Annotated in this window: 12 protein-coding genes; 5 read left to right on the plus strand and 7 right to left on the minus strand. The window is 40.7% G+C overall.

Going from position 1 to position 14,170, the window contains the following annotated elements; all coding sequences use genetic code 11:
* The first annotated feature begins 404 nt into the window (after positions 1–404).
* From FLL46_RS01905 to FLL46_RS01920, 4 genes are all read left to right on the plus strand, one after another.
* A complete protein-coding gene (locus FLL46_RS01905; protein ID WP_142891726.1) occupies positions 405–1,103 on the plus strand; it encodes a molybdopterin-dependent oxidoreductase in 699 nt (232 codons plus the stop codon).
* A gap of 154 nt (positions 1,104–1,257) precedes the next feature.
* Positions 1,258–2,019 (plus strand): SDR family oxidoreductase, encoded by a 762-nt coding sequence (locus FLL46_RS01910; protein ID WP_142891727.1) that lies wholly within the window; start codon positions 1,258–1,260, stop codon positions 2,017–2,019.
* A 579-nt stretch (positions 2,020–2,598) separates the two neighbouring features.
* Entirely contained in the window at positions 2,599–3,720 is a 1,122-nt protein-coding gene (locus tag FLL46_RS01915; RefSeq protein WP_281281926.1) for a 3-deoxy-7-phosphoheptulonate synthase, read from the plus strand.
* A 121-nt stretch (positions 3,721–3,841) separates the two neighbouring features.
* Positions 3,842–4,540, plus strand: a complete 699-nt coding sequence (locus FLL46_RS01920; RefSeq protein WP_142891728.1) for a glycerophosphodiester phosphodiesterase — start codon at positions 3,842–3,844, stop codon at positions 4,538–4,540.
* An 88-nt stretch (positions 4,541–4,628) separates the two neighbouring features.
* Here the strand turns inward: FLL46_RS01920 and aroG are convergent, their stop codons facing one another.
* Positions 4,629–5,684 (minus strand): 3-deoxy-7-phosphoheptulonate synthase AroG, encoded by a 1,056-nt coding sequence (aroG, locus tag FLL46_RS01925; RefSeq protein WP_142891729.1) that lies wholly within the window; start codon positions 5,682–5,684, stop codon positions 4,629–4,631.
* Positions 5,685–6,087: 403 nt separating this feature from the next.
* On the opposite strand from aroG, the gene FLL46_RS01930 reads away from it, so the two are divergent.
* Positions 6,088–7,437: a TonB family protein gene (locus tag FLL46_RS01930; protein WP_142891730.1), complete on the plus strand. Its 1,350-nt coding sequence runs from the start codon at positions 6,088–6,090 to the stop codon at positions 7,435–7,437.
* A gap of 81 nt (positions 7,438–7,518) precedes the next feature.
* On the opposite strand, the gene FLL46_RS01935 is transcribed toward FLL46_RS01930, so the two are convergent.
* From FLL46_RS01935 to FLL46_RS01960, 6 genes are all read right to left on the minus strand, one after another.
* Positions 7,519–8,703 carry a serine hydrolase domain-containing protein gene (locus FLL46_RS01935; protein ID WP_142891731.1) on the minus strand — a complete coding sequence of 395 codons (1,185 nt, stop codon included), beginning with the start codon at positions 8,701–8,703 and terminating at the stop codon, positions 7,519–7,521.
* Positions 8,704–8,878: 175 nt separating this feature from the next.
* Entirely contained in the window at positions 8,879–10,078 is a 1,200-nt protein-coding gene (locus FLL46_RS01940; protein WP_142891732.1) for a tetratricopeptide repeat protein, read from the minus strand.
* A 93-nt stretch (positions 10,079–10,171) separates the two neighbouring features.
* Positions 10,172–10,780 carry a hypothetical protein gene (locus FLL46_RS01945; protein ID WP_142891733.1) on the minus strand — a complete coding sequence of 203 codons (609 nt, stop codon included), beginning with the start codon at positions 10,778–10,780 and terminating at the stop codon, positions 10,172–10,174.
* Between the two features lie 124 nt (positions 10,781–10,904).
* Positions 10,905–12,275: a sigma-54-dependent transcriptional regulator gene (locus FLL46_RS01950; protein ID WP_142891734.1), complete on the minus strand. Its 1,371-nt coding sequence runs from the start codon at positions 12,273–12,275 to the stop codon at positions 10,905–10,907.
* A complete protein-coding gene (locus FLL46_RS01955) occupies positions 12,265–13,413 on the minus strand; it encodes a sensor histidine kinase (RefSeq protein WP_142891735.1) in 1,149 nt (382 codons plus the stop codon). The genes FLL46_RS01950 and FLL46_RS01955 overlap by 11 nt, the downstream gene beginning before the upstream one ends.
* On the minus strand, positions 13,400–14,164 hold the full coding sequence (locus FLL46_RS01960; RefSeq protein WP_142891736.1) for a hypothetical protein: 765 nt from the start codon (positions 14,162–14,164) through the stop codon (positions 13,400–13,402). Before FLL46_RS01960 ends, FLL46_RS01955 begins: the two co-directional genes overlap by 14 nt.
* Positions 14,165–14,170: the final 6 nt, after the last annotated feature.

Here is a 14,170-nt window from a genome sequence, read left to right on the forward strand (position 1 = left end):
GCGAAAAAATGGCTCGGCCCTGCGGGTTGTGGCTAAAATTTCGTCACTCCGCGTTGTTTGTCGCTCATTTAGAATGACTAAACCTCACTCCAAACGCCTTGATTGGCAAAATTTTAGCCTCAACAATCTCAAATAACGAAAGATAAACACGCCCTAGTAAATTATAGCGAGATTTCTCTGAAATTCACCTAAATCCTTGTGACTAACATTTAAACTAATGAGCTAGATCACATAAAAATCAGGATTTGTTGGTTTGTAGGGCTGATAAATATCAATATCCAAACATCAGGTTTAGTTAACATTGGCTTTACAAGTGAATCAATATTTCGCTCGAATTGAGAGCATTGCCCCGAGTTATCGTTTAACATGTGGATCTGCTATTAATAGACAAACCAGACGGCTTGATGATGAAAAGTGAGTCCAAACTCCCGCCGGGACAGTACGAGTCTGAAACATTTTATCGTTTTGGTTTAACCCCATTTGCTAATCGGTTTCCACGGCAACTCGATCAGGTTGTTTTTGAGATAACTGGAGATGTGGCGCAGCCAATGTCAATTTCCGAGGTTTTCTCCAAGTTGCCGCGAGTTGAACAAACTTCAGATTTTCACTGTGTGACAACCTGGAGTTTTAAATCTTTACGCTGGAGTGGGGTAAGGTTTTCGGAGTTTTACGACAAAATAGTTAAAGCGAAAGCTTTGCCTGCTGAAGATATTGGCTTTGTTATTTTACGTGCGCAAGACGGCTATCGTACTTGCCTTCCGTTAGCCGATCTTTTAGCTGAGGATGTCATGCTGGCTGATCAATTAAATGGCTCTCCACTGACCTTGGAGCATGGTGCGCCGGTGCGTCTGGTTGCTCCTGCTCACTATGGTTATAAAAATGTCAAATACATTTGTGGATTTGAATTTCGACGCGACAATAAATTATATCGCCCATCAGGTTTTCGATTTATGGATCATCCCAGGGCCAGAGTCGCAATGGAAGAAAGAGCTAAATTTGGCCCGGGTTGGCTTTTCCGGTTTTTGTATCGCCCGTTGGTAAAGCCAACTGTCAAAAAGTTTCAACAAGCGATGCGCAACTATCAGGAATCGAAATCCCGTTAGTATTGAAAGGAACCATTGGCGGAACGCATAAAAATAATGAGAGTTGCTACGCTTTAAAAGGTGATAATTTAGCAGGTTCTCAACTGGGGGTTCGATCAGTATGGTTTCGGTGGATGAGGTTTTAGTTGATAAGGCTGCAATAAATGAGGATTCAATGAATAAGAATTCAACTAATAAAACAGTTCTGATTACCGGCGCCAGTCGAGGTATTGGTGCGGAGACAGCTCGGGTATTAGCCAGAAATGGTTATGATATTGCCGTTAACTATCGGTCGAATTCTGAGGCCGCACAAGATATGGTCGCTGAATTAAAAGAATCGGGAGTGCGGGCCATTGCAGTGCAGGCCGATGTGTCGATTGAATCCGATGTTATGCGGCTGTTTGAGACCCTTGATGAGCAACTCGGTACAATTAGCGGACTGGTAAATAACGCTGGTATTTTACTGCCGCAAACGACGGTAGAACAAATGACCGCAGCAAGAATTAATCAAATTCTAACGACCAATATCACCAGCTATTTTTTGTGTAGTCGGGAAGCGGTTAAACGGATGGCGATAAAAAATGGTGGGAGCGGTGGCGCTATTGTTAATGTATCTTCGGTTGCTGCTCGTACGGGATCTGCCGGAGAATATGTCGATTATGCTGCGTCAAAAGGTGCAATCGATACATTAACCAGAGGATTATCGCTGGAAGTTGCTAATCAAGGTATTCGCGTTAACGGGGTTCGTCCGGGCTTTATTTATACCGATATGCACGCCGATGGAGGTGAACCGGGAAGAGTAGATAGAATTAAGGATAATATTCCAATGAAACGGGGTGGTGATCCCAACGAAGTTGCTGCCGCGATTAGCTGGCTTTTATCCGATGAAGCTTCCTATGCGACTGGGACATTTATCGATGTTGCCGGTGGCCGGTAAAAGGCTATGCGCGTCTTTGCTTTGAAGTTAACAATATTCCAAAAAGTTCGTTGGTTTTAGTTTACTTCGGGTTAACAATGGTTGCTACAACTTGATTTCGCCAATTGGAGAAAAGTGGTGCACCAGAAAAATGGCTTACAATCGAAGCCGCAATACTTGAGGTCGCGAGCAGCGGCTCAGCAATCGATAATCAGTCGAATGAATAGCAGTCGAATGATTGGCAATCGTATCCGAACCCAATTAACTTCAACTTCCTTCAGCACGTTTATTTGCCTGGCTTCCCAATATATTTTCTTTTCTCGTCGTTATCGCCACTCCTATTTTAGATACTAGACACAGTTTCAACGGCTAACTTTGGTTTTGATATTTTAACTAAAGCTATTTCTAGCCGAAAAAAAATATTTTTGTCACCTGACAACTAAAAATTAATTTCGATCACATGATCACTATTAGTCAAAAATTTTCGATAGTCAGAATTTAATGATTCAGAAAATGGTTGAGCATAAGTGCTAAATGAGCAAAGACATTAAATGATCAACGATAGGATTAGATCGAAGCAAACAATACGAGAAAATTAACATGTTAACCAATACAAGCATCAACACAAAATTAGCAATGAATCGAGTCAATGATCTTAATATTGCTTCTGAAAAAGTTCTACTGACTCCCGCCGCGCTCAAGGGAAAACTACCGATCAGTGAAGCCGCACTCCAATTTGTTGCGGGTTCCCGGCAAACGATTGCCAATATTTTAGCTGGTGAGGATCATAGAAAATTAGCTATTGTCGGGCCTTGCTCAATACACGACATCAAATCCGCTAAGGAATATGCACTAAAACTCAAACGGCTTCATCAATATTTATCTGATGAATTATTTATTGTGATGCGAGTGTATTTTGAAAAACCAAGGACAACTGTCGGTTGGAAAGGCTTGATCAATGATCCCCATTTAAATAATAGTTTTGAAGTTGAGCAAGGTTTAGCCCAGGCCAGAGAGTTGATGCGTTGGTTAGCAGAGTTGGAGTTGCCGGTGGGTACCGAAGTACTAGATCCAATTTCTCCTCAATATCTGTCTGATTTAGTTTCATGGGCGGCGATAGGAGCAAGAACCAGTGAATCTCAAACTCATCGAGAAATGGCAAGTGGATTGTCGATGCCGATGGGTTTTAAAAATGGCACAGATGGCTCCGCTTCTGCGGCGATCAATGCGATGAAAGCGGCGGCAAGTGGTCACAGTTTTATGGGAATTAATCAACAAGGCCAGGTGACTTTATTAGAGACAACTGGAAACCGGCATGGGCACGTAATTTTGCGCGGTGGAGTCAAGCCAAATTATCAGGCGGAACAGGTGGCGGAATATGAGGAAAAATTACGCAGCGCAGGCTTACCCACTAATATTATGGTCGATTGCAGCCATGGTAATTCGAATAAAGACCATCGCCGGCAACCGATCGTTTTACAGGATGTATTAGGGCAGATTGTGGCGGGTAATGATTCAATAATCGGATTCATGTTAGAAAGTCACTTGAACGAAGGTAATCAACCTATTTCGGGCGCAAAAGAATCACTTAAGTATGGTGTTTCGATCACTGATGCGTGTATTGATTGGCAAACGACGGAATCCAGTTTGATTGATTTTGCAGACAAATTAAGTGAAGGCAATGCGCACTCGAAAGCGCTCAGGCAAGGGATAACTTTTTAATAGACATTTTCCAGCTGTTTATTAGATAATTTGACACTTATCATTGAAGTAACTATTTGAGAAAGTAATTCAAGTTGATAGAAAATAATCGATTTGAGTTTTTCTAATGAGTTAATCAAATATGAGAGTCATTGCCCATCGTGGCGCCAGTGGACACGAGCCCGAAAACACATTATTAGCGATTGAAGCCGCGTTAAAGATGCAGGTTGACGCGGTGGAAATTGATATTCACCAGACCGAAGGCGAGCTGATAGTCATTCATGATCGCTGGTTGCATAAGACAACGGATGGTGAAGGTCGAGTCAGCGAAAAGCCATTGTCTCAATTGAAGTTATTGGATGCCGGAAAAGGTGAGAAAATTCCCACGCTGTGGGAAGTGTTAACGCTGGTGGCAGGGAGATGTGACCTTAATATTGAATTAAAATCCGAGAAAACCGTAAAGCCACTGCTAGCTATGTTGGAAAAAGCGATGAGCCGGCTAGGTTTTGAACAATCGCAGTTTTTATTGTCTTCGTTTAATCATCATCTACTCAGAGAAATTAAGCTTTTAGATATGGCCTGGCGAATTGGCGCTTTAACGGGAAGTCGTCCGATTAACTACGCAAGATTCGCTGAAAAACTGGATGCTTATAGCATCCATATCGATATTGATTTCGTTGATGAGTGTTTTGTAAATGATGCCCATGAAAGGGGTCTCAAGGTGTTTGTTTATACTGTTGATTATGAGGAGGATATTGCCGATCTTCATCGAATGAGGGTTGACGGTATTTTTACAAATTACCCAACCCGCTCAATGGTTCGTATTGCACATCTAAAATAAATCAGCGGTCGGATTATTCAAACTCGATTATTCAGAATAACGGCTGGTTTTATTGATTTATCCGCCAGCCGTAAGTTACTCGTCAGCTTTAAACTTGTCGGGATTTGGAAACTGATTGTGATAATTTATCAAGTAATAGTTCGGTGTCTTCCCAACCAATGCAACCATCGGTAATACTTTGTCCAAAAGTTTCTGCTTTATTATCTTTTAATTTTTGATTACCTTCTTGAAGAAAACTTTCCACCATAACGCCGAAAATATGTTCATCACCTTGTTCAATTTGCTGGCAAACATCATCACAAACAATCAGCTGACGTTTGAATTCTTTGTTACTGTTAGCGTGACTAAAGTCGACCATCACTTTTGGATTGACTTTAGCCTCATTAAGACCGGCGACAACTGATGTCACGCTCTCGCGATCATAATTGGGAGTTTTGCCACCGCGTAAAATGATATGACAGTCCGCATTGCCCGCTGTTTGTACGATTGCAGAGTGCCCATATTTGGTAACTGAGAGGAAGTGATGGGCGGAACTGGCCGCCCTGATTGCATCAACCGCGATGCGAATATTACCATTGGTGCCATTTTTAAATCCGACGGGACAAGATAGTCCTGAGGCGAGTTCTCGATGAACTTGCGACTCGGTAGTTCGCGCGCCAATAGCTCCCCAGCTCATCAGGTCAGCAATGTATTGCGGCGTGATCATATCCAGAAATTCTCCGGCTGCCGGTAAACCCATACTGTTGATGTCCACCAATAATTTTCTCGCCAGCTTAAGTCCTTCATTAATTCTGAAGCTGTTATCAAGATAAGGGTCGTTAATCAGGCCTTTCCAACCGACTGTGGTTCTGGGTTTTTCAAAATAGACGCGCATAACAACTTCAAGAGAGTCTGAATATTTTTTGCGTAACTCAAGTAACTTCTCTGCGTATGCGATGGCTGCTTCAGGATCATGGATTGAGCAAGGACCGATAACAACCATCAGGCGTTTATCTTTACCTTGTAAAATATTATGAATCGCTTGTCTGCCATTTAAGACGGTTTCTGTAGCCACAGAGTTCGTCGGAAATTTCTCCAGTAAAGCAATTGGAGGAAGCAGCTCTTTTATTTTATCAATACGTACATCGTCTGTTTGGTAATGCATAGGATATTCCATACAACTATTTTGTGGCGGTTTTAAGAAATTATTCGGAAATCCGAATGGTTATGCAACGAATTTAAACTTTAGTAACAGAAAGTTCTAACAACGGGTTCTATTTTGGGATAAATAGTTGAAAATTCAATGAGTAGCATGTGTTTGCAATGAAATTGTTGGAAAAAATATCCATGTTGTTGTGAATTCAAAAGTCAGGTTTTTAGTTAACATTTCTGCGGTATTTCAGACAACTTTGACGAGGATTCGAAATAAATCGCAACAAATATCGTTGAGTTGATGTTTTAGCTTTAAATATCTCAATTAATTGCACCTGTTTATAGTGTTTAATTAACTTTCAGGTAGTGTAATAATATTGAGGATTTTTTATTTAATAATTTGCAAGGAAGATGCAATGAGAAAACTATTTATTATCTTATTTTTATTCATGTCATCAGCTGTTGAGGCCGATTTCAATTCCGCACTCGACAGTTATGGTGCCGGTGAGCATGCGAAAGCTTATCAGGACTTTCTGTCGATGGCACAATTGGGTGAAAAACGATCTCAGTTCAACCTGGGCGTTATGTATTACCATGGCCAACACGTTAAGAAAGACTTGAATAAAGCTTATGCGTGGATGAAATTAGCTGTTGAAGGGGAAACGAGTAAGCCTCAGGAAAAGAAAATTTTTCAGACAATCGCTTCGAAAATAGAAGACAAAGATGCTGCTGAAGCAGAATTCAATAAACTTTACAAAAATTACTCAACGGCAACTTTAATGAAGAAACTTTATCCCGTGATTGTAAAAGCGGAAAACGAACATGGATTTTCGGCGGATCCTGTCAAAATTGTAGATCCTAAATACCCAAGAAAAGCGGCGATGAGTGGTGCACAAGGTTGGGTTCGTTTTCAAATGGATGTGGATAAATCTGGAAAGCCGCGAAATCTTCATATAATTCAATCATTACCGGAAAACCTTTTCGTTAAAGATTCTGTGGCTGCAATTAAGAAGTGGCGTTTCAAGCCAGCCGTTAATGAAGCAGGCGAACCAATAATGCAGAAAAAACTCCGTTATACTATTGAGTTTCGATTGAAGGGGGCCGATGAAATTTCGGTGAAAAAAGAATACCTGGAAAAAGCAGAGAAGAACGCTGCATTAGGCGATGCCGACGCCCAATATTTGTTCGGCGTCTGGAATAAACATTTGAAAATGCCAAAAAAAGAAAATCCGAATGATTGGTTTATCAAGGCAGCAATTCAGGGCCACACTAGCGCCCAATTTGAATTGGGGCGGAGTCTTATCATGGGGCAGGGTTGTATTTCTGATAGGGGGAAAGGTATTGATTGGTTAACTCGATCCGCTTCGAGTGGTCAGCCGCAGGCGAAACAATTACTGGCTTCACTAGCTATTGAAAAAGGTACTCAAGAATCACAATTGAAGGCAGTCGAGTATTTGAGTGATGTTGATGATTTAGAGGTTTCGACGGCAATTGATTATGCCTGGATGTTAGCGACCTCTAACAATAAAGAGATCGCAAACCCTAAGAAAGCCATCAAGATTATTAAAACATTGCCTAGCCGACAGTTTTGGGACGAAGCAACCCTGAACGAAATTAAAGCTGCAGCCCATGCTGCCCAGGGAGACTTTAAAAAAGCGGTTGATTACCAAGAAGATGCATTAGATGAGGCTGAAGATATGCGGGTTGATCTAGATGAAATCAAAAATCGTTTGAGTGCCTATCAAAAAAAGAAGCTGTGGTTTTAAGCTAACCTGAACTGGGGATTTGATAGCCATCCGCGCCGGAGTTCAGGCTAGTTTTTCATAAATTTTTTGTGTAATAACAAATTAAATAGGATCTTGTTCGATGACTGGCAGAATAAACTGTTCTGTCAGTCTAAATGGTAAGTCGTAAAGTTCTTCTTCGTAATTATGAGCAGTAAATGCAAGCACCAGATCATAGCTTGGAATGGTGATGATAAACTGCCCGCCAAACCCACGAGTTGAGTAAAAAGGAATGATTTTATCATTCACCTTAAATTCTCCTAACCACCACTGATAACCGTACCCACTGGTGTAATCCCAGGCAAGTTTTACACTGGGTTTGAGTGACTTTTCAATCCAGTCGGGAGAAATTATCTGTAAGCCATTCCATTGACCTTTGTTGAGGTAAAGTTGCCCAAACTTCGCCATGTCACGTGTGGGTAAAAATAAGCCACTTCCCGTGTTGGGTGAGCCCGTCGGGATCATCAGCCATTCTGCGTCACGTATTTGTAACAAATCAAATAAGTATTGCTGGGCGAACTCTTCCATAGGCATATTAGTAACAGCTTCAAGTACATTGGCCAAAGCAATCGAGGCTACAGTGTTATAAGCGTATTCTGTTCCTGGCTCTGATGTGAGTGGTAAATCTAACATGGCTTTAACGAAATCATAGTTGTTTTCGGTTAAGTTGGTCAGGCTGTTTCGATCATCACCAAATGGAAAGTTCCATTCATCCCATTCCAGACCCAGTTGCATAGTGAGTACATTTTCGAGGGTTATTGCGTTTTTTTTGGCGTCCCAGTTTGAGTATTCGCCATAGTTAAAAAAACTGTAAAAAGGTAATGAAGTATCGGGGATATAACCCTGCTGAATAGCAATGCCAACCAGGGCAGAAACAAAGCTTTTACTTGTGGAATGCATCACATGCCGATGCAGGTTTTCGTTATTAATCCACTCATCATAAATTGAAAATTCGCTTCTCAAGTTTTCGTGGAGAAGCAAGGTGTTATCACGAACAATTGTTATTGAATCAATACCGGGATAGGTCTGGTTTTGCATATTTTTGACGAGTGTTGTTATTTTTTGTTCGTCAAAACCGAAATCGCTGATATGCCCGACTTGCCATCCATCATCGAGATATTCGGGAATGCTGTACTTATAGGTTTGTGATACTTGCTCGGCTTTTGGTGCCTCTTCGTTTGAGCAAGCGCTCAAAAAGATTAAGCTAACGAGTATACAAAATGTTTTTTTCAACCAGGAAATAGGCATAACTGGAAATTACTGCTCCTTATAATATCGGCCAAGTGTATCACAGAAATGTGAAAAAAAAGATGAAATATAACCCCAAAAATGCGTCAGATTAGCGGCTAATTGATGGAAAAGACCCAAGATTTAACAAAAAATTGATGGACTATGATAATAATTGACAATCTTGACAAGCTGACTAGTGAGAGTCTTTATTTAACAACTGCGACAACATTTCATATTTGGCCTGATACAGCTTTTTAGTGTTGTGTTTATGGGTGTTTTGTAAGGCTTTTTCCATCGCTTGCTGTGCAGAGGTTAATCTACCCATTTGAAAGTTTGAGCGAGCAATTCCAGCATAGGGCTCATGCAGATAAGGGGCCGCCCGGCTTGCTTTTTTATAGTAATAGATAGCTCGAGAGTAGTTACGCGCGTTATAAGCGGTATTGGCCAGACGAACCCATTTAAACGGATTTGGGTCGTCATACTGATCGAGTATTTTGGCTATTTTGGCTGCTTCCTCAATTTGGCCGGTTTTTTTGAGCAAAGTATGGTAATTGCTCAGTAAATCCAGCTTATTTTCAGAGTTTTCAATGCCATAGCGATAAAGTTCAGCGGCGGTGTCTAGCTGCCCTGTATTGCTATAAACCACTGCCATCATGTTAATGGCGTGGGCATCAGAAGGTTTTAAGCTTAAAGACTGTCTGAGCAACCAGTATGCCAAAACGTTATTTTTGTTAATCAGTGCTTCGGCGGCTTTATTACGGTAATACATCGAGTAAAACTCGGCTTCATCAACACTGCGTAGTGCTCTACTTCCCAGAGTAGGAAAATAATCGATATAAACGCCACCTCGCAACAACACTATTTCTCCTTTTTCTCGGGCTATCTTGGGATCTAATAGCTTGGTTCGTACATGTTGCGAACTTAAGATGACATTCCCTTCTTTTTGATAAACCGGTGTTGTTTGCACTAGTTGGTATTTGACTTCCACATTGACCAGATCAGCTAAAGCCTTGGTTAAAATCGCTAGAGAGAGACAATTTCCCTGTTGCTCGATTAAGGAGTTTTGTGCGGTCAGGGTATCTGAATAGTAATTGAAGTCGCTTAAATGCTGTTTAAGGTAGTCTCCTATGACTTTGTTCGCTCTCGTATCTTGCTCCTCGTGAGACCGAAAGTAGGCGAGAAATTCTGACTGTTGTTCGATTGATAGCCTTGAAACTTCTGCAGGTGAAATGATTTTGGGTCTTTCGCCAAAGTGCTCTGAGTTCATCCAGGGTTTTGGTTGCGGTAATTTGGCGATGATAACCGGTGTTTTGGCTGGCTGGGTGCTAGTGCATGCTGAAAGAATACAGCCGGAAATTAATAATGAAGTAACGAAGAAAATACGAGATAGCATACTTTTTATTCTAAGCTATCCCGTCAAAATAGCAATGTCTGGAAGTTAAATCAGGAAGTTAGTGTCTGTAAATTAATATCAGAAAGTTAGCTGCTAGAAGTTAATTGATAACTGTACACCACTAAAGGTTTCTGCTTCTGCTTCCCAATATCGGCTGTCGATTTCTCGGCGTCGACTAAATGCTTCAATTTTTATTGGCCCAGTGTCAACGCCAATGCCTACGCCAACAAAGGCGTCAACATCATCTTCAAAGTGATGATGGTGATCGTCATCGTCATCATATCGATAGTCGTGAAATAATGCTTCGGTTAAGTCAATACCGGCTTCTCCGTAAACCGAAATATTAGAAAAGTAACCAAATTTAACAGAGGCTTGCCAGGCGAAGAAATCTTCTATAAAACCATCATCGGCTCTCACTTCTGCAGCGTTGAACGAACTGTTGACCTGGAAGCCAAAGTTACTGTCTTCATCTTTGAATGTCACACCAGTACCGACGCCGGCAATGTAATCATCACCATTCGATTCGTAAGTGAAAAAAAAGCGTCCTGATTTACTTTCGTGAGCAAAGGCTTGTGATGACATAAAAATTGGGGAGGACAAAGCACTCAAGAGTAAGAGAGAGAACAGCCGGTTCGTGTTTCTTTTTGCCTTTGACTGCTTTTCCATGATTGGAAGTTTTTTTATATTCGATATCGTTTTCATACTCAAGTACCTTGTTTCACCAATAGGCTTTAATAAGATTAATCGCTCTTAGTTCAAATAGAATAAGCTAAAGAGGGTAAAAGTTTAATTGAGATAAGCTGAATTTTGGCTGAATTGAAATACTTCAACCAAATGTTTTGTCGCGTTGAATCTCGTACTGTTTAATCTTTTTGTGCAAGTGAGTTCGGTCTATTTTGAGCGAACGGGCAACCTGACTGATGTTACCACTAAATTGGTTCAGTCGGTCGACGATGAGTTCTCGTTCTGCGAATTCGCGGTAGGATTTTAAACTAACCTCGCGGTCTTTTTGTTGATGAGGAGAGGTGATATCTTTGGGAATATCTTGGGAAGTTAAAATTTCTCCTCCCATAATGATCATTCTTTCGAGGGTATTTGTTAATTCTCGCACATTGCCTGGCCAGGTATAGTTTTCAAATAGTTTTATACAAGAGTTGTCCGTTTGCTTGATTGAGATACCGTGTTTGCGGCACAAGGTTTCGATCAAGTAATTCACCAGCAGTGGGAGGTCACTTTTCCTTTTCCTGAGTGCAGGAGATGTGATCGGTATTACATTAATGCGATAAAATAAGTCTTGTCGAAAATCTCCTTTCTCTACAGCTTCGTCCAGGTTTTTGTGGGTTGCGGCAATCACTCTAACATCCACATAGCTGGTATTTTCACTGCCCACTTTTTGAACTTCTTTGGTTTCTAGTACACGTAATAAAGCGGCTTGAGCAGAGAGTGGCATATCACCAATTTCATCCAGGAAAATAGTCCCTTGATTGGCCATTTCGAAATAGCCTTTTTTAGACTCATTGGCCCCGGTAAAAGCGCCTTTTGTGTGACCGAATAGTGCGCTCTCGATCAGGTTTTGAGGAATGGCTGAGCAATTGACGGTAACAAATTCTTTTTCTGAACGCCTGCTAGCTTCATGTATCGCTCGTGCGATGAGCTCTTTCCCGGTGCCGCTCTCGCCACGAATTAATACGGCGGCGTCGGTTTTAGCAACTTTTGAGATCTCAGAGCGTAGTTGCCTCATTAATTCATGCTCTCCAATAAGTTTGTTTTGTGGGTGGGAGCTTTCAATTCTCTTCAACTTATTTTTTAACCGGTAAAAGTTGAGGCAGTTTTCTAAAGCGATTTTTAGTTTTTCACTGGAAAATGGTTTTTCAAGAAAATCATAAGCACCTAATTTCTGAGATTCAGCGGCTTCGTTTAAGCTAGCATTGCCTGACATAAATATCGTCGGGATATCAATACCTGCTGATTGCAGTTGTTTGAATAGCTCGATTCCTGACTCCTGGTTTAATCGAATATCAATGAGCGCGCAATCATAATCCTGTTTTTGCATTGCGATAAACGCATCTTTCGAGGATGTAAATGTATCGACATAAATATTTTCGAGTTCAAGGCAGGATGCAATACTCAACAAAATATTAGGTTCGTCATCAATGACAATAATTTTTCCATTTGTTTTTTCTAGTTTATTTGTCATGACTCGCTTGCACTTGTTGGTTAATAGGTAATTTAATCATAAAGGCAGCACCTTGTTTAAAACCTACTGGCTCTATTGTGCCAAAATGCTCCAAAATAATTTTCTTGACGATTGATAAACCTAATCCTTGGTTATTTTTATTATTCTTACTCGAATAGCCTACCTGAAAAATATTAGCGTGGTCGGCTTCAGAAATCGTTTTTCCCTGATTGGAAAAGATGAGTATCAATGAATCGTCGTTACTGTTGTATATATCCAATTTGATTTTAATCTGTTCACTTGATGGGTTGGCTTCAACCGCGTTGTTAACTAAATTAATTAAGCATTGCTTGAAAAGTGCTTTATCAAGATTGATCGCGGTAGGCTTATTGGTTTCACTGAAACTATAGTCCCACCGAGTTGTAGGCCAGACCTCCGATAATTCATCGACTAGTTCAGGAATATAACTTTCGAACTCAATGGGCTGCAATTTTGCTTCAGGTAGTTTTGAGAATTGCGAGAAGTGTTTAACCATTTTCTTAAGACGGTCGACTTCCTCAAGAATGATATGCTGCGTTTGATTCAGCTTCTTATCGAATCGTTCTGGAGTCAGGCTGTGATAGGCATTATTGAGATTTGACACCATCATTTCAATTGGCGTGAGCGGATTTTTAATTTCATGGGCGAGGCTTGCGGCGATATTTTGCCAGTTTTGAATATTTTCCAGATCTTGCAGTCGCCTGGATTTATCCAGGTTATTCTTAAGCAGTTTTCTGTAAGAGTCGGATACTTTTCTGCTTAAAAGAATTGCCGCTACAATCGATAACAACAGAATGCTAATAAAAATGATGAGGAAGTAGGTCAGGTAAGAATGCTTGATTATTTTGCGTAGCTCTTCAGGCTTTCGGTAAACTTCCAGTAAATCCTGAATTTCAAAAAAACGTTGTTTGTACGCTTGTTCTTGCTCAGGATTAAAATTCTTTAATTGTTTCAACGATTTTTGGTACTCTGAAAGCAACTCTCCTGTTTTGGGGTTGATACCTAAGCGCACAGTGCTCTCAAGAATTTCGTCAATGAGCCAGAATGAAATAGCAAAAGACGATACAGACAAAGTCAATATCGTCGCAATCAGGTAGAGGTTAATCTTAGTCGTCTTCACGAGCTAAACTCTTCAGCGTGAATGATTGGGTAATTACCTGGCTTTTCCATTGTGCGCTCGTTTGATCATCTGACATTTGCTGCTCCAGTATCTTGTCAAATAGCTTTTGGAATCGAGGGCCGCCACTGTTAACTGTCCTTTTGTGCGAATCGCCAGCGATAATATTTACCGGGTTTGAGGGCGGTTTGCTTGCAGCAGATTGCCTCGATGCTAACGTAAATTCACTTTGTTCGTTAACTTCGTCGTAACCGTTACTGGTTCTGATCCAGTTTAAAATCTTCTTAACACGCTCAGCTCTCACTGGATTAAATAGTACTTGAATCGATATTGAATATTCTTTGTTTAATTGTGCATCGGTCGAGGGGCGTTTTCCAAAGGTGTAAAAATCGGCAAAAGCAATATTCGAAATAGCATTTTTTAGTTCATTCTCATCTTTTACTAGTTGCTGGGTCAGCGAGCCTGAATCCAGACGGCTAATACTATAGTGTTCATCCCAAAGATCGTAGGTGATAATTAAACTGAATTTTTGTCTCGATATTTGTGAAGTTTCATCTTTTAACTTGATAATGAAATCAATCATATTTGGTAGGCCACTTTTTAATTCTTGGTAGACCAACCGCTCAGGGTACTCAATCTCTAGCAAGTAACTAGTGAGCTTTGTTTCAGTCAATTTAAGTTTTATATTTTGTCCACTAACAATTACGCTATGAAACGTCAAAATGGATAAAAACAGAATGAGGAGGCTTTTCATGGGGTT

Source organism: Aliikangiella coralliicola (genome assembly GCF_007004725.1).
GTDB lineage: Bacteria > Pseudomonadota > Gammaproteobacteria > Enterobacterales > Kangiellaceae > Aliikangiella > Aliikangiella coralliicola.